The sequence below is a fragment of the Salmonella sp. 32020114201800008SM genome (assembly GCF_017572025.1).
Classification (GTDB): domain Bacteria; phylum Pseudomonadota; class Gammaproteobacteria; order Enterobacterales; family Enterobacteriaceae; genus Salmonella; species Salmonella enterica.
On sequence record NZ_JAGEQM010000010.1, the window covers coordinates 47809 to 63386 of the forward strand.

General features: G+C 53.0%; 17 protein-coding genes. 4 read left to right on the top strand and 13 right to left on the bottom strand.

What is annotated here, in order from left to right; all coding sequences use genetic code 11:
* Positions 1-12 precede the first annotated feature (12 nt).
* The 9 genes from J4613_RS20760 to mdh all read right to left on the bottom strand — a co-directional run bounded on the left by J4613_RS20760 (position 13) and on the right by mdh (position 8893).
* Positions 13-1314 (bottom strand): oxalacetate decarboxylase subunit beta, encoded by a 1302-nt coding sequence (locus J4613_RS20760; protein ID WP_093984162.1) that lies wholly within the window; start codon positions 1312-1314, stop codon positions 13-15.
* A 15-nt stretch (positions 1315-1329) separates the two neighbouring features.
* Positions 1330-3108: a sodium-extruding oxaloacetate decarboxylase subunit alpha gene (gene oadA / locus J4613_RS20765; protein WP_093984161.1), complete on the bottom strand. Its 1779-nt coding sequence runs from the start codon at positions 3106-3108 to the stop codon at positions 1330-1332.
* Between the two features lie 15 nt (positions 3109-3123).
* Complete coding sequence (locus J4613_RS20770) at positions 3124-3369, bottom strand: oxaloacetate decarboxylase subunit gamma (RefSeq protein ID WP_023241169.1); 246 nt, start codon at positions 3367-3369, stop codon at positions 3124-3126.
* Between the two features lie 156 nt (positions 3370-3525).
* Positions 3526-4143 (bottom strand): L(+)-tartrate dehydratase subunit beta, encoded by a 618-nt coding sequence (gene ttdB, locus J4613_RS20775; protein WP_000162405.1) that lies wholly within the window; start codon positions 4141-4143, stop codon positions 3526-3528.
* On the bottom strand, positions 4143-5042 hold the full coding sequence (gene ttdA / locus J4613_RS20780; RefSeq protein ID WP_000045349.1) for a L(+)-tartrate dehydratase subunit alpha: 900 nt from the start codon (positions 5040-5042) through the stop codon (positions 4143-4145). The genes ttdB and ttdA overlap by 1 nt, the downstream gene beginning before the upstream one ends.
* 32 nt (positions 5043-5074) lie before the next feature.
* Positions 5075-6343 carry an SLC13 family permease gene (locus J4613_RS20785; protein WP_000433395.1) on the bottom strand — a complete coding sequence of 423 codons (1269 nt, stop codon included), beginning with the start codon at positions 6341-6343 and terminating at the stop codon, positions 5075-5077.
* A gap of 210 nt (positions 6344-6553) precedes the next feature.
* Complete coding sequence (locus J4613_RS20790) at positions 6554-7219, bottom strand: GntR family transcriptional regulator (protein ID WP_001171585.1); 666 nt, start codon at positions 7217-7219, stop codon at positions 6554-6556.
* Complete coding sequence (locus J4613_RS20795; RefSeq protein ID WP_000723776.1) at positions 7206-7835, bottom strand: GntR family transcriptional regulator; 630 nt, start codon at positions 7833-7835, stop codon at positions 7206-7208. The genes J4613_RS20790 and J4613_RS20795 overlap by 14 nt, the downstream gene beginning before the upstream one ends.
* Positions 7836-7954: 119 nt before the next feature.
* Positions 7955-8893, bottom strand: coding sequence for a malate dehydrogenase (mdh, locus tag J4613_RS20800; protein WP_000861586.1), 939 nt, complete (start codon positions 8891-8893; stop codon positions 7955-7957).
* 414 nt (positions 8894-9307) lie between these two features.
* Here mdh and argR point away from each other — a divergent pair, with 414 nt between their 5' ends.
* From argR to yhcN-B, 3 genes are all read left to right on the top strand, one after another.
* Positions 9308-9778: a transcriptional regulator ArgR gene (argR, locus tag J4613_RS20805; protein ID WP_001257852.1), complete on the top strand. Its 471-nt coding sequence runs from the start codon at positions 9308-9310 to the stop codon at positions 9776-9778.
* Between the two features lie 364 nt (positions 9779-10142).
* The gene (gene yhcN / locus J4613_RS20810; RefSeq protein ID WP_020838999.1) at positions 10143-10406 is read left to right on the top strand and encodes a peroxide/acid stress response protein YhcN; all 264 of its coding nucleotides are present in this window, start codon (positions 10143-10145) and stop codon (positions 10404-10406) included.
* Positions 10407-10509: 103 nt separating this feature from the next.
* Positions 10510-10776, top strand: coding sequence for a DUF1471 family stress response protein YhcN-B (gene yhcN-B, locus J4613_RS20815; protein ID WP_000853277.1), 267 nt, complete (start codon positions 10510-10512; stop codon positions 10774-10776).
* A 59-nt stretch (positions 10777-10835) separates the two neighbouring features.
* Here yhcN-B and J4613_RS20820 read toward each other — a convergent pair whose 3' ends face one another.
* From J4613_RS20820 to aaeX, 4 genes are all read right to left on the bottom strand, one after another.
* Positions 10836-11108 carry a hypothetical protein gene (locus J4613_RS20820; protein WP_001103887.1) on the bottom strand — a complete coding sequence of 91 codons (273 nt, stop codon included), beginning with the start codon at positions 11106-11108 and terminating at the stop codon, positions 10836-10838.
* A 171-nt stretch (positions 11109-11279) separates the two neighbouring features.
* The gene (gene aaeB / locus J4613_RS20825; protein WP_000510913.1) at positions 11280-13247 is read right to left on the bottom strand and encodes a p-hydroxybenzoic acid efflux pump subunit AaeB; all 1968 of its coding nucleotides are present in this window, start codon (positions 13245-13247) and stop codon (positions 11280-11282) included.
* A gap of 5 nt (positions 13248-13252) precedes the next feature.
* Positions 13253-14185 (bottom strand): p-hydroxybenzoic acid efflux pump subunit AaeA, encoded by a 933-nt coding sequence (gene aaeA / locus J4613_RS20830; protein ID WP_000855134.1) that lies wholly within the window; start codon positions 14183-14185, stop codon positions 13253-13255.
* 7 nt (positions 14186-14192) lie between these two features.
* On the bottom strand, positions 14193-14396 hold the full coding sequence (gene aaeX / locus J4613_RS20835) for a p-hydroxybenzoic acid efflux pump operon protein AaeX (protein WP_000051840.1): 204 nt from the start codon (positions 14394-14396) through the stop codon (positions 14193-14195).
* A gap of 181 nt (positions 14397-14577) precedes the next feature.
* On the opposite strand from aaeX, the gene aaeR reads away from it, so the two are divergent.
* Positions 14578-15507: an HTH-type transcriptional activator AaeR gene (gene aaeR, locus J4613_RS20840; protein WP_000440300.1), complete on the top strand. Its 930-nt coding sequence runs from the start codon at positions 14578-14580 to the stop codon at positions 15505-15507.
* The last annotated feature ends 71 nt before the right edge of the window (positions 15508-15578 follow it).

The window sequence follows — 15578 nt, forward strand, 5'->3', positions numbered from 1 at the left end:
GGTTAGATTGGATTACATCGCCAGCACGTATTTCAGCATCACGCCCGCCGCAATGGCCGAGCCAATCACCCCGGCCACGTTCGGCCCCATCGCGTGCATCAGCAGGAAGTTCTGCGCGTCTGATTCCAGGCCCACCTTGTTCGATACGCGGGCCGCCATCGGCACCGCCGACACCCCCGCCGAACCGATAAGCGGGTTGATTTTGTTCTTACTGCACAGGTTCAGCAGCTTCGCCATCAGCACCCCGGCCGCCGTCCCGATACCGAACGCAATCACACCCAGCAGCAGAATGCCCAGCGTCTGCGGTTGCAGGAACTTGTCCGCCACCAGTTTTGCGCCAACGGAAAGCCCCAGGAAGATGGTGACGATATTAATCAGCCCGTTCTGTACCGTGTCGCTCAGACGCTCCACCACGCCGCTTTCGCGCATCAGATTGCCAAAGCAGAACATCCCCAGCAGCGGTGCGGCGTCCGGCAACAGCAGGGCCACCAGCATGAGCAACACCACCGGGAAGAGGATTTTTTCCCGCTTACTCACCGTGCGCAGCTGCACCATGCGGATTTTCCGCTCTTTCTCGCTGGTCAGCGCGCGCATAATCGGTGGCTGGATTAACGGCACCAGCGCCATATACGAGTACGCCGCCACCGCGATGGCTCCCAGCAGCTCCGGGGCCAGCTTGCCCGACAGATAAATCGCCGTCGGGCCGTCCGCGCCGCCGATAATGCCGATGGCCGCCGCCTGCGGCAGGGTGAAGGAAATCAGGCCGAAGTAGTTCAGCGTCAGCGCCCCCAGCACGGTGGCGAAGATGCCGAACTGCGCCGCCGCGCCGAGCAGCAGGGTGCGCGGGTTGGCCAGCAGCGGGCCGAAGTCGGTCATCGCGCCGACGCCCATAAAGATGACCAGCGGCGCGACACCGGAGCCAATCGCCACTTTATAGAACAGCGCCAGCACCCCCGGCGTGTAGCCCATGTCCACCGCCAGGTTCTCCATCTGTCCCTGCACCGACGGCAGCGCCAGCGCTAACGCCTCCTTGATGGCGTGCACGTCCGGCGCGCAGTTAAGCTTCGCGGCAATCACCGCCAGCTGCCCGGCGTCGTGATGCGCCAGCAGGCTTTCCAGCGCGGTCAGCGCCATGCCCGCTTCCGGGATGTTGGAGAGCAGGCCGCCGAAGCCAATCGGCAGCAGCAGCAGCGGCTCGAACTTCTTCGCAATCGCCAGCCACAGCAGCAGCAGGCTCACCAGCAGCATGATGGCCTGGCCGATGCCGAGGTGCATCAGGCCCATCCCCTGAATCAGGGCGTTCAGACTTTCCATTTCCGCTCCTCGTCCTTACGCCAGCGTCATCAGGGTGTCGCCCACGGAAACCGCATCGCCGGACTTCACCGCAATACCGCGCACGGTCCCGGCCTGCGCGGCGCGGATTTCGGTTTCCATCTTCATGGCTTCCAGAATCAGCAGCACGTCGCCTTCGGCCACCGTCTGGCCCTCGGTGGCAATCACCTTCCAGATATTGCCCGCCAGCGGCGCGGTGACCGGGGTGCCGGCGCCTGCCGGGGCGGTGGCAGGAGCAGAAGAGGCAGCAGGTGCAGCCGCAGTGAGCTGGCTGATATCGCCGCCGTCGCTGACTTTCACCACAAAGGCTTTGCCTTCCACTTCCACGGTGTAGATACCGGAAGCGGCGGGTTTTGCGGCTTTTTCCTCTTTCACGGCAGGTTTCGCGGCTTCCGCCTGCGGCACCGGCTCAAACGCCGCCGGGTTATTGCGGTTCTCAAGGAATTTGAGGCCGATTTGCGGGAACAGCGCCACGGTGAGCACGTCGTCGATGGCGTTTCCCGCCAGAGTAATCCCCTTCTCCTGCGCCTGGCGCCTGACGTCCGCTTCCAGTTCAGCCAGTTCCGGCTTCAGCAGGTCCGCCGGGCGGCAGGTCACCGGAGCGCCCCCTTCCAGCACGCGGGCCTGTAACGCGGCGTTAACCGGCACCGGGGTGTGGCCGTACTCGCCTTTCAGAATGCCGGCGGTTTCTTTGGCGATGGTTTTGTAGCGTTCCCCGGTCAGCACGTTGAGCACCGCCTGGGTGCCGACAATCTGCGAGGTGGGGGTCACCAGCGGGATGAAGCCGAGGTCCTTGCGCACGCGGGGGATTTCCGCCAGCACCTGGTCGAGTTTGTCCGACGCGTTCTGCTGCTTCAGCTGGCTTTCGAGGTTAGTGAGCATTCCGCCCGGCACCTGGGCCACCAGAATGCGGCTGTCGTAGCCTCTCAGCTGGCCTTCAAAGGCGTGGTATTTTTTGCGCACCTCGCGGAAGTACGCCGCGATGTTTTCCAGCTTCAGGATATCCAGCCCGGTGTCATACCCGGTTCCGGCGAGCGTCGCCACCAGTGCTTCGGTGGCCGGGTGGCCGTAGGTGGCGCTCATGGAGGAAATCGCCGTGTCGACGCCGTCGACGCCCGCTTCAATGGCCTTCAGCAGGGCCATCTCCGCCATCCCGGTGGTGGCGTGACAGTGCAGGTGCAGGCGCACCTCAAAACGTTTTTTGATTTCGCTGACCAGTTCATACGCCGCCATCGGCGTGAGAATGCCGGACATATCTTTAATCGCAATCGAGTCAACGCCGGTTTCCAGCAGCTGTTCGGTTAAATCCAGCCAGGTCTGCAGCGTGTGTGCCGGGCTGGTGGTGTAGGAGAGCGTGCCCTGGGCGTGCGCGCCGTGGCTGCGCACCGCCTGCAGGGCGGCCTTCATATTGCGCGGGTCGTTCATGGCGTCGAAGACGCGGAAGACGTCCATGCCGTTTTTCACCGCGCGTTCGACGAAGCGTTCCACCACGTCATCGGCGTAGTGGCGATAGCCGAGCAGGTTCTGGCCGCGCAGCAGCATCTGCAGGGGAGTCTTCGGCATGGCTTTTTTGAGCTCGCGCAGGCGCAGCCACGGGTCCTCGCCGAGAAAGCGGATGCAGGCGTCAAAGGTGGCGCCGCCCCAGCATTCGAGGGAGCCGTAGCCCACGTCGTCGAGCTGAGCGGCAATCGGCAGCATATCGTCAAGGCGCAGGCGGGTGGCGAACAGGGACTGGTGGGCGTCGCGCAGGACGACATCGGTAATGGCAACGGTCATGGATTCCTCCGTGAATTAAGGGTTAAGGCGGCGATGGTGGTGGATAGCGGCGGCAATCACCGGCTTTAAGCGGGCGAAGTCGTCCGCGGCGGGAACAGCGCGCGGTGCGGGCGCGGCGACGGGCTCCGGGAAGAAGCGAGTAATCACGGCAGACATGCCGCGAATGGCGAAAATCAGCAGGAACAGAAACGCCAGCACGAATCCCATGCCGAGGAACATCAGGGTGAAGCCTTCACCTAATAGCAGAGCTGCATTAGTCATAAAATAGCCTTCAGGCAGGAGGCACGATAATGGGGCTATTTATGACGATGAAATAATAAGGGTGGATTTCCCTGAGCCGCCCCCGGCCAGAGCCCTTGGTTATTATTATCGTCATAACGTATTACCACTATTATCGTGCAATTTACGTAATCAGGTTTATTTGATGAAACTTACGTTCTGGCATATTTCATCAGCGACGATCTCTTTACGCTGATTAAAAATAATTTTGTTCTGTTCAAACAGATTATTCCCATGGGTATCAATAGAAACAATCAGCGGGCCAAACTCTTTAACCCGACAGACCCACAGCGTTTCCGGCATCCCCAGATCACGCCATTGGGCATCTTCAATTTCTTCCACGCACACGGCGGCTACAACCGCACAACCGGCAGGGAATACGCAGTGCAGCGCTTTGTGTTCAGCACAGCCCTCTTCGGTACCTTTACCCATACCGCCTTTACCCACAATTAATTTCACGCCGGTCTGCGCAATAAATTCTTTTTCGAATTTCTCCATACGCATGCTGGTGGTTGGTCCAACGGAGACCATTTCAAACTTATCGTCTTCGCCTTTAATTGGGCGGACAATGGGGCCAGCGTGTAAAATAGCGCCGCCGCGAACATCTACCGGAAGTTCGCGACCACCTTCAATTAAACGGCGATGGGCTACGTCACGGCAGGTAACAATATGACCATTGAGATAAATAATATCGCCAGCCTTAATATCCGCTAAATCTTCATCTTTAATTGGCGTAGTCAGGATTTTTTTAGTCATCAGAAATTCACTCCGCTGTGAGACGTAATGGTGTAATTCAAATCTTTATCGAAAACGATATGCCCTTTACGGTGCGACCAGCAGCCGACGTTTACCGCCACGCCGATGGTAGAAGGATGACGCGCGGTGTTTTCAATGTTCACGCCCATAACGGAGGTATTACCGGACATCCCCTGCGGCCCCAGGCCAATTTTGTTAATGCCGTCTTCCAGCATTTTTTCCAGCGAGGCTGCACGCTCATTCTCGTTATGCGAACCGATCGGACGCATCAGCGCTTTTTTCGATAGCAGTGCCGCCGTTTCAACAGAGGTCGCTACGCCCACGCCAACCAGCAGCGGCGGACAAGCGTTGAGGCCGTAGCTGGTCATCACATCCAGTACAAAGCGGGTCACACCTTCATAGCCTGCACCCGGCATCAGCACCATCGCTTTCCCCGGCAGGGAACAACCGCCGCCCGCCATATAGGTATAAATGCTGCACTGATCGGAATTGGGAACGATCTCCCAGAAGACCGTCGGCGTACCTTTACCCACGTTTTTACCGGTGTTGTATTCATCAAAAGTTTCTACGCTGTTGTGGCGCAGCGGAGAATCGACAGTTGCTTTGATCACCGCCTCACGCAACAACGCTTCCAGCTCGCCAATCAGCGGAAAGTTCGTCCCGCACTCCACCAGAAACTGAATGACACCGGTGTCCTGGCAGGAAGGTCGATCCAGCTCTTTCGCCAGACGCTGGTTCTCAATCATGGTAGTAAAGATGACGTCGGCCAGTTTACTGGTCTCTTTCTTATGCAAATCTTCCAGTTTTGCAGTGACATCATCAGGCAAAACTTTGCCGGTATATCCCACAAACTTGGCCATAACGTCGGTCATATGGGATATCTGTTCACTTTTGCTCATAAATGCTCCTTAGTCAGAACAGCTTCCGTTAATTACGGATGAAAAGGGAAAAGGATTGGCAGCAGGATCAAGCTGACAATGGTTGAAACGATAATCAGGGGGATACCGGCCTTAGCGTAGTCGACAAATTTATAGCCACCCGCGGAGAGCACCATCATGTTGGCAGGCATACCGATAGGGGTTGCGTAGGCGCAGGAACCGCCAATGACCGTCGCCATCAGAACCGCACGCGGGTCGGCCCCCATACCTGCGGCAATGGACAAACTCACCGGCACCAATAGCGCTGTCGTTGCGGTATTGGACATAAAGTTGGTCATCACAACGGATAAGGCGAAAACGGCGATCAGCAACATGAACGGTGAGGAGTTTTGCCCCAGCATGCCGATTACATAGTCCGCAACCAGCTTGCCTGCCCCGGTCATTTCCAGCGCTTTTGCCAGCGCCAGGGTGCCGCCAAAGATAAAAATAGTCTGTGAATCAATGGCTTTATAGGCCTGTTTTTCCGTGAGTACGCCGGTAACTACCAGCACAAGAGCGCCAATACAACCGGTCACGGCCAGGCTGACACCGATCTTCTTCTCAAAGATCATGCCGAGGATCGTTGCGATCAACACCACCAGTGAGAGCCGTTGTTTCCACTGTGGAACATGGCTGTAGTCACGTTGCACCCCGACGCTCCCCACCTCACCGCCGGTCGCATTATTCGGCAGAAAGCGATAGCCAATAGTCAGGAAGTAGAGAATGCCGCAGATGAGCATCGGGAGACCGATTTTTGCGTATTCAAAAAAGCCAAAGCCGCCGCCAATATTCTGTAGCGCAGACTGCGCGATAAGATTTCCCGGCGCGCCAATTAACGACAGGTTACCGCCCAACGCAGCGGCAAAAACCAGCGGCATCAGTAGACGAGAACGCGAGAAGCCCGATTTTGCCGCCACGCCGATCACCACCGGAATCAAAACCGCAGCGGTACCGGTGTTAGAAAGGACGCCAGACATCAAGCCCACCACCACCATAATGGTGAAGATCAGCTGTTTTTCTGTTTTCGCGAAGCGCGTGATGACGCCGCCCACTTTGTTTGCCATACCGGTCTCGAACAACGCGCCGCCCACGATGAACATCGCGACAAAGAGGATGACGTTAGTGTCGATAAAGCCAGCAAAGGCCTGTTTGATATTCAGAACTCCGGTGATCACTAAGGCCACGCAGACAATCATGGAAGTGACGGCAAGTGGCACTTTTTCCCATACAAACATGACGATAGCGAACACCAATAAACATAAGGTAAGGGTAATGGGTTCCATATTTATAATTATCCAATCAATGATATATGATATTGTATCCAATGTTGACAGGGAGAAATTATTCCCATACAAAAACTAAGTCAAATCGTTTCTCAGGAAAGATGCAGGAGTGGGATCTACATCAAGATCGTGGTTAGATCGTTACTGGACGTGATTAATAGAATTGAAGAATTGGTTGAAGCGCCTGCGATGCTCACGCAGGCGAAAAGATCAGGCAGAAGGGTCACCAACATAGCGGGTCAGCATATTCTCCATTGAGCGAATAATGTGTTCGCGCATGCGCTGGCGTGCCAATGTTTCATCATGAAGTTCAAGAGCTTGCAGAATACTTTTATGTTCCTGAATGGAAATCACGGCATACTCTTCTTCGGTGACCTTATGGCCCATCGACAGGCCGTTCCACATATTACAGAGCAACATTTTCATTTTTTCGTTGCCAGCAACATTCCATATTTCCATATGAAATGCCTGATTCAGGTCGGAGTATTCCGCCGAGTTATTTTCCGCGAGAGCCTTTTCAGCGGCATAATGCACCTGGGCTATCCGCGAGATATCGGTGCCAGGACGAGAAGCTTTAGCCACCGCCTCACTTTCTAACAGCGCGCGAATTTCATAGTGTTCACGGATCGTTTGTTCATTGATGCCCAACACCACCGCCCCTTTATTAGGGCGCACTTTTATCAGCCCATCCGCCGCCAGAATCTGAAACGCCTCGCGCACTGGCATACTCGACACGCCGACCATTCTGGCAATGCCTTCTAACGTAATCTCCTGCCCTTCCACTAACTCCCTCGAAAGAATCGCTTTACGCAGCACTGCCGCGACCTGTTCTTTCGCTGAAAGAAGCTTAATCTTCCCTAACTTAGGCTTCTGCACTTTCCCAATCCTTCATATGTTGACGCATTATTTCTGCTAAAGAGAGGAAATAACGCTGCATAACTTGCCCAATCTCATCACGCCGCCCCTGGCGTATGACGTCAGCCAGTTCAGCGAAAAGCTGCGCCGACTCCTGATTATCTTTTTTCAGATGCAAAATAACATAAGAGACATAACCGTCCAGGAACTGCTGATACACCTTTTCCAGATAGCGGTTATTCACATAAGAAATCAGCATCGCATGACACTCCAGTTCGCAGGATTTGTCTTCTGCGACAGCCAGCGCTTGCGCACGTATCAGGAGGGCATCGCCTACTTCGCTGGGTATCAGCGAAAACATTTCGGCGGCCATCGCGGCAATCACGCGAAAAATATGACTCACGCGATCGGCCTCAAGATGCGCGACCTGCATGTGCCTGTTGGGCAGTCGGATTAAAAAACCTTCCTGTTCGAGTGACTGTAGCGCTTCTCGAACCGGCATTCGTGAAAGACCGAGCTGCTCCGCAATACTTTCCTGCGCGAGTTCTTCTCCCGCTTTTATATTGCCGGAAAGAATTTCATAGCGAAGCATTTGCGTAATGTGATCGCGGGTTTGCGTTCTTTGGATCTTTTTCACGACGTTCTCGTTAATAACCGATAAGACGTGAGGAGTTTAGCAGATTTAGTACTTGATTTCGTGGCTTGTTTACAGTCAAAGAAGCCGGAGCAAAAGCCCCGGCATCGGGCAGGAACAGCTTATTTATTAATAAAATCTTCACCCAACTGAATATCTTTTTTCAGCGTATCCAGCATAGCGTCCAGCGAATGTTGCTCGAAAGCGCTCAGTGTGCCGATGGATTTACGCTCTTCTACACCGTTTTTACCCAGCAGCAGCGGCTGAGAGAAGAAACGGGCATACTGACCGTCGCCTTCCACATAGGCGCATTCCACCACGCCTTTTTCGCCCTGCAGAGCGCGAACCAGAGAAAGACCGAAACGTGCGGCAGCCTGACCCATAGAGAGGGTTGCCGATCCGCCGCCGGCTTTCGCCTCGACGACTTCAGTACCGGCGTTCTGAATACGTTTAGTCAGCTCGGCCGCTTCTTGTTCGGTAAAACTTACGCCTGGAATCTGCGACAGCAGCGGCAGAATCGTCACGCCGGAGTGTCCGCCAATCACCGGAACTTCAACTTCCGTTGGCAGCTTACCTTTCAGCTCTGCAACAAAGGTATTAGAGCGGATGATATCCAGCGTGGTGACGCCAAACAGTTTGTTTTTGTCGTATACGCCTGCTTTTTTCAGCACTTCCGCCGCAATCGCAACGGTGGTGTTCACCGGGTTGGTGATAATGCCCACGCACGCTTTCGGGCAGGTTTTAGCGATCTGCTGCACCAGGTTTTTCACGATGCCAGCGTTAACGTTAAACAGGTCGGAACGGTCCATACCCGGCTTACGCGCCACACCCGCAGAAATCAGTACTACGTCAGCGCCTTCAAGCGCCGGGGTTGCGTCTTCACCGGAGAAACCTTTGATTTTTACAGCGGTGGGGATGTGGCTCAAATCAACGGCCACACCGGGAGTCACTGGAGCGATGTCGTACAGGGAGAGTTCTGAACCTGAAGGCAGTTGGTTTTTTAAAAGTAATGCCAGCGCCTGACCGATACCACCAGCAGCGCCGAGGACTGCGACTTTCATCCTAAACTCCTTATTATATGATTAGCTAAGTGTCTATTGCTCCGCGGCGGCGACCTTAATTCACAAATTCAATGATTACAATCCTCACTCATCAAGAATGCGGAGTCGCGCAATTTTGGCTTTTATGCATTTAATTTGCGTAATCCGGATCGACTGCAACCAGAGAGCAACGTTCCTACAGGTGGTGACAATATACCCTACTATCCTCTCAAAACAACATCATTTTGATAACAATTAATTTACTTTTAATCTTATTTGCGAGGCGTGACACAGGCATGTTTCTTGATAACGAAATTTGATAAAATTCCGCTCTTTCATAACATTATTTCAGCCTTAAACAAGGCAGACTGTTTGCATAAAAATTCATCTGTATGCACAATAATGTTGTTTCTACTGCCATATTACGGGTGACTTATGCGAAGCTCGGCTAAACAAGAAGAACTAGTAAGAGCGTTTAAAGCGCTCCTCAAAGAAGAAAAATTCAGCTCACAGGGCGAAATCGTCCTCGCGTTGCAGGATCAGGGCTTTGAAAATATCAATCAGTCCAAGGTCTCGCGCATGTTGACTAAGTTCGGCGCAGTGCGTACACGTAACGCAAAAATGGAAATGGTGTACTGTCTTCCGGCTGAACTGGGCGTCCCAACAACATCCAGTCCGTTGAAAAATCTGGTGCTGGATATCGACTATAACGACGCTGTCGTGGTGATTCATACCAGCCCCGGCGCGGCACAACTCATTGCACGCCTGCTGGATTCACTGGGGAAAGCAGAAGGTATTCTCGGCACGATTGCCGGCGACGATACTATCTTCACTACGCCTGCCAGCGGCTTTTCCGTAAGAGATCTGTACGAAGCCATTCTGGAACTTTTTGAACAAGAGCTTTAGTCCCACTTCCTCCGTCGTCGTACGGCGGAGGCACCTTTTTGTCCCCTCCCCTCGCCGCTTTCCTGTACGGCTATCATTTGGCAAATCATGCCCTTAAACATTCACCACATGAATGACAAATCAAAAAAACGCACAAAATGTCAAATTTATTAAGACATTGATTTTATTTTATTTTTTAAATGACAGCGGCGAAAAACAGCAATTTTAATTCCATAACGTTATAAAAAATAAAATTTTTAATGTCTTTAAAAAGCAGAAACAATTAGCGTGGTATTAATTAATCGCGTGATTAGTGTATACTTAATTTTGTGATGAGGGTCACGAAACAAAGACCCCAGTAAAGGAATTCGACGAGGTAAAAATCATGAAAATCAAAACCACTGTTGCAACATTAAGTGTTCTGTCCGTTCTCTCTTTTGGCGCTTTCGCCGCAGAACCTATCAGCGCAGAGCAAGCGCAAAATCGTGAAACAATCGGATCGGTTTCAGTCAGCGCTATCGGCTCATCGCCTATGGATATGAACGCCATGCTGAGCAAAAAAGCGGATGAACAAGGCGCTACGGCCTACCACATTACCGAAGCGCGTAGCGGCAGCAACTGGCACGCCACTGCCGAACTGTACAAATAAAATTCACCTGCCATCGCATATAACGTGTCATTGCTTCGCGGAGATATCGCATAAGAAAAGCCCATTAATCCGCGAGGTTGACCCTATAAAGGAATAAAAGATCATGAAAACGAAATACATTATCGCATCACTCGGCCTGGCCACTCTGCTCTCTTTCGGCGCAAATGCCGCAGTACATCAGGTCAACGCGGAACAGGCGCAGAATCTGCAACCGATGGGCACCATTTCCGTCTCGCAGATTGGCAGTACGCCAATGGATATGCGCCAGGAGATCGTCGCTAAAGCTGAAAAAGCAGGCGCTAATAGCTATCGCATCATCGAATTAAAAGAAGGTGATAACTGGCACGCCACCGCCGAGTTGTATAAGTAAACCCTCGTCGTCTAACCCGACGACTTGCCCCCGCCTGCCGGGGGCTTTTTTATGCTTTTTCAATGCCGGACATTAAACCGTAGCCGCCCCTCCAGCTCTTCTTCCGCTTCATCAAAGAGTAAAATCAGCGCCCCGTAGCGCCTGCGCAGTTTATCAGGCAGGTGAACGAACTCAATCTCTAGCGGTAGGGGTAAGATATCGCTCATTACCGCATCCCATAATGTATCAAGATCGCTTACTTTCTCACTGGCAAGACCAAACGTCTGCGTAAACTCGCGATAAAAATCGCTTTGGTTTTTAATATCATTAAAATCAAAAGTATAGACATTCATAGCCAGCCACCATCCCCGACAGACAATTGTCTGTTTTACTACTAAGCATCATTATGCAGAGGTTTCACTTCCAGAAACGCTTTTAGCCCCGGAGCACTCTTGCGCTGTTTTTGTATCTCAAATAAGTATAGTCATAAAAAAACCGACGCTTTTGGCATCGGTTCTTGTGGGTTAGCTATCGGTAAGCGCGTTCTGGTATTTATGTAACATGCCCGTCAGGCGTTTAACCGGTTCCGTCACCTGCGGCGGCGCCTCCCAGATACGTAATTTCTCCTGATAGATATCCAGCTCATCCAGCAACTGACCAAAGTAGCGTCGCCGTTTATCATCGCTTCCGGCGGAAATAACATGGTCTGCGGTACGACGAAGCTGACGGTGGAACACTGACAGATCTTCATTAACCGGTATCGGCGCGTCGCGCAGACGTTGATGAGCAATGATCATCGTTAGCGCCAGGCGGAACTTCGGCAAATCGCCAGGAAATTTATTCATCAGCAAAAAGAGTTGCTGATATAACGCAGGCAGACGGTTTTCTTTACGGCGTACCACGTTGGTCGTCATTGCCGAGACCGCAGCGGAAACAAACTGATTAAGCAGCACGCGACCGGTTCGATCTTTGGATTTATCACGCACCAGCAGGATGACGATAAACGCCAGCATACAGCCGACAATTTGCCCCAACGCGCTGTCGAGGAACTGGCTGAAATGGAACGTCATCGGATTATCCAACACAATAATGTTAATCGTACTGGCCAGCGCCCCCATCGACCCCAGACGCCGTTTCTGGACCTCAATGCCGATAAAGAACCCCAATACCGCCAGGCTCAAACATAACAACAGCATACTTTGCTGCGTATTGGGAATAATCACCAGGAAATAGAGCAATCCCAGCGGCAACGCCGCCAGAGTGCCATAAATAAAATCGATGCAGACCATGCGCGGATTGGGTAAACGCATCGCCAGCGAGGTCACCACGGCAATCATCACCATCGCGCCATTACCCGATGTCCAGCCGGTCCATAGCCAGAATAATGTCCCCAGAATGCAGGAAAGCGTGGTGCGCCAGAAGTTCACCATCGCATGGTGGCGTTCAGCGGATTCCACTTTAACTACGGGCTCGCCTTGCAGGATCTCTTCTTCCGTCGCGCTGATTTTGGTGTTACTGATCACGCCGCGTTTAAGCAATAGATAGCGCGTCGCAGCGCCTACCCAGCTATAAAGCGTGACGGGCGTTTCGCGCTCGCCAGTCCAGACAATGACACGCCGCATCCGTTTTAACTGTCTGTGGACGTCCTGTACCGTTTCAACCGGCGTCTCGAACAGTTCCCGGAATGTATCGGTAATCAGTTCCGGCCGCGTGTTTTGAATAAGATAAGTTTCACAGGATTGCGTAATCAGCGTGAGCGAAAGCGTATTCAACGCTTTCAGGCGGCGGTTAGCGCGTACCCAGCGCGAAGATTCCATATTCAGATTACTTCGCATCCCCTCCAGCGCCGCCGTGCGTCGCACCAGATCGCCCCAGGCGTTGTCGACTTCTTCGCTGTCGCCATGCTTAATACAAAGTTGCATTAGCTGATATTGCGCTACCAGTAAACTGTCCAGTTCGCGATCAACCTCCTGCTTTATCGATCGCGGCGAGAAAAGCAGATCCGCTAAAATAGCGCAGCCAATGCCGATGACGATTTCGCTACAGCGTTCAAGCGCAAATTGCGGCGTGAGTAGCGGCTCCGTCTGAATGGTAATCACAATGATCAGCGCAGTATAACCTGACAGTCCCCACGCATAAGAGTTTTCGATCCGTACTAAAGAGGAGATCCAGGTACAAAAACCGGCCCAGACACAGCACACCAAAATCATCAATAGCGGCGCGCGGATCATAGAGATAATAATGATAAGCGCGGCGATACAGCCAATAAACGTCCCGATAATACGCAACATTCCGCGATAACGGATAGCGCCGGAATAGGGTTCCCCGCCGGCGGCAAATGCCGGGCCTGCCGCCACGATCGCGGCGGTCAGCACCGCCCAACGCGGCGTCTCCAGTTGAAAATGGAAGCCGATAAATAATGCCAGCACAATGGCGCACGCCAGCTTTACCGCAAAACGAATGTGCTGGTTGGCAATGGAGAAAATGCCCATGACGATTAACCGAATTCGCGCAGCCGGTGCGCCAGTTTACGGAAGAAGGAGTCCTGGCTTGCGTCACGATCCTGCTTACCGGTGATCACGACGGTTGCCGTCGTACCGGCAGGCCACAAATTCCCCTGCTGCTCGTCGAGCCGGATACGCACCGGGACACGCTGGGCCAGACGCACCCATTCGAGGTTAGAGTCTATCGTCGCCATCCCTTTCGCATCGCTGGTACTGCTGGCATTCGTTACCCCTGCCGCCACGCTATCGACGGTACCTTTTAATACCCGGTTGCTGCCAAGCGGCGTGATTTCGGCACGATATCCCGGACGCACGCCTTCCAGCTTGGTCTCTTCCATATAGGCCTGCACGTAAAAAGAGTTCTTTTTCACCAGGGCGACGGCTGTGGAACCGCGGGTAATAAATTCACCGGCATAAACATTGAGGTTAGTTACCCAGCCGTCGGCAGGCGCGCGAATGACGGTGCGTTCCAGATCGAGTTTAGCCAGATCGCGCGTCGCCTGGGCTTTAGCCAGTTGATGCAGTACCGTCTGCAAGACGTTGTTCGCCTGATCGATCTCTTCCCGGGACATCGCCTGTACGCCGAGGCGATTACGGCGACCGGCTTCCTGGCGTTTTTCCTGCGCCAGTACCTGATAATAGGCTACATCAGCTTCCGCTTCCGCCAGCGCTTTTTGATAGCGTGGCTGATCGATGGTAAACAGGACCTGATCCTTTTTCACCAGTTGGTTATCATGCACGTTTACATGGGTAATCAGGCCCGCGACATCCGGGGCAATAGCGACGACATCGGCGCTAAAACGCGCGTCGCGCGTCCAGGGAGATTCGGTGTAATACACCCAGGCGCGGAAAATGGCGATAAAGGCCAGAATAACCAGTACGAGGGTAATGGCCGTACGGGAGAGTTTTCTTGTTAGTGTTTTCACTTCAACCTCAAACGAACAGGCGCGATATTAAATAAAACAGACAACAATACAGCGCGGTATTGAACAAAGCCGGATGCCAGACAAAATCATAGATACCCGTCGGCACAAGCATCCGACGCACCAGCCAAAAAATAGCCAGTGACAAAAGCAATTCGAAAAATATCGGTGGGAAGGAAAGACCAAACACCACGATAACGGGAAACAGACTCATGTTGACCTTGATTTCTGAGAGAGAGCAGGCGATAGATTGTTAAGCTACATCGCCGCAGAGAAGGGCAAGAGACGCCAGGCGAGAGCGACATAGCTCTTATTCGAATAATAGTATATTAACGTAATTGTTATGCTGTTATCTATATTATGTGATCTAAATCACTTTTAAGCCAGAGTGAATAATGGAACGATTAAAACGAATGTCGGTATTCGCCAAAGTTGTCGAGTTTGGCTCTTTTACCGCCGCAGCCAGACAGCTGCAAATGAGCGTATCGTCCATCAGCCAGACTGTGGCGAAACTGGAAGATGAGCTTCAGGTTAAATTGCTCAACCGCAGCACACGCAGCATTGGGCTCACCGAGGCTGGAAAAATCTATTATCAGGGCTGTCGTCGTATGCTGCATGAAGTGCAGGATGTTCACGAGCAGCTTTACGCTTTTAATAACACGCCTATCGGTACATTGCGTATCGGCTGTTCTTCAACCATGGCGCAAAATGTGCTGGCCGGGCTTACCGCAAAATTATTAAAAGAGTATCCCGGTCTGGCGGTCAATCTGGTGACAGGAATTCCGGCCCCGGATTTAATTGCCGACGGGCTGGACGTGGTGATCCGCGTGGGCGCGCTGCAAGACTCCAGCCTGTTTTCCCGTCGACTCGGCGCGATGCCGATGGTTGTGTGCGCCGCCAAGCCGTACCTCGCTCAGTACGGCGTCCCGGAAAAACCCGCCGATCTCAGTAGCCATTCCTGGCTGGAATATAGCGTGCGCCCGGATAATGAGTTTGAACTTATCGCGCCGGAAGGAATTTCTACCCGACTGATTCCACAGGGGCGGTTCGTCACTAACGATCCGATGACGCTGGTACGCTGGCTGACCGCCGGAACCGGAATCGCCTATGTGCCGCTGATGTGGGTGATCGATGAGATCAATCGTGGCGATCTGGAGATCCTGCTGCCTCGCTATCAGTCCGATCCTCGTCCGGTGTACGCGCTGTACACCGAAAAAGATAAGCTGCCGCTTAAAGTGCAGGTAGTGATTAACGCGTTAACTGACTATTTTGTCGATGTCGCACACCTGTTTCAGGGAATGCACGGGCGAGGGAAAGAAAAATAAAAACACCGGGTAATTGCTGAAGACGATTGTAGGTCAGATGCCACCCGACGCAGACATTGCCTGGTGGCGCT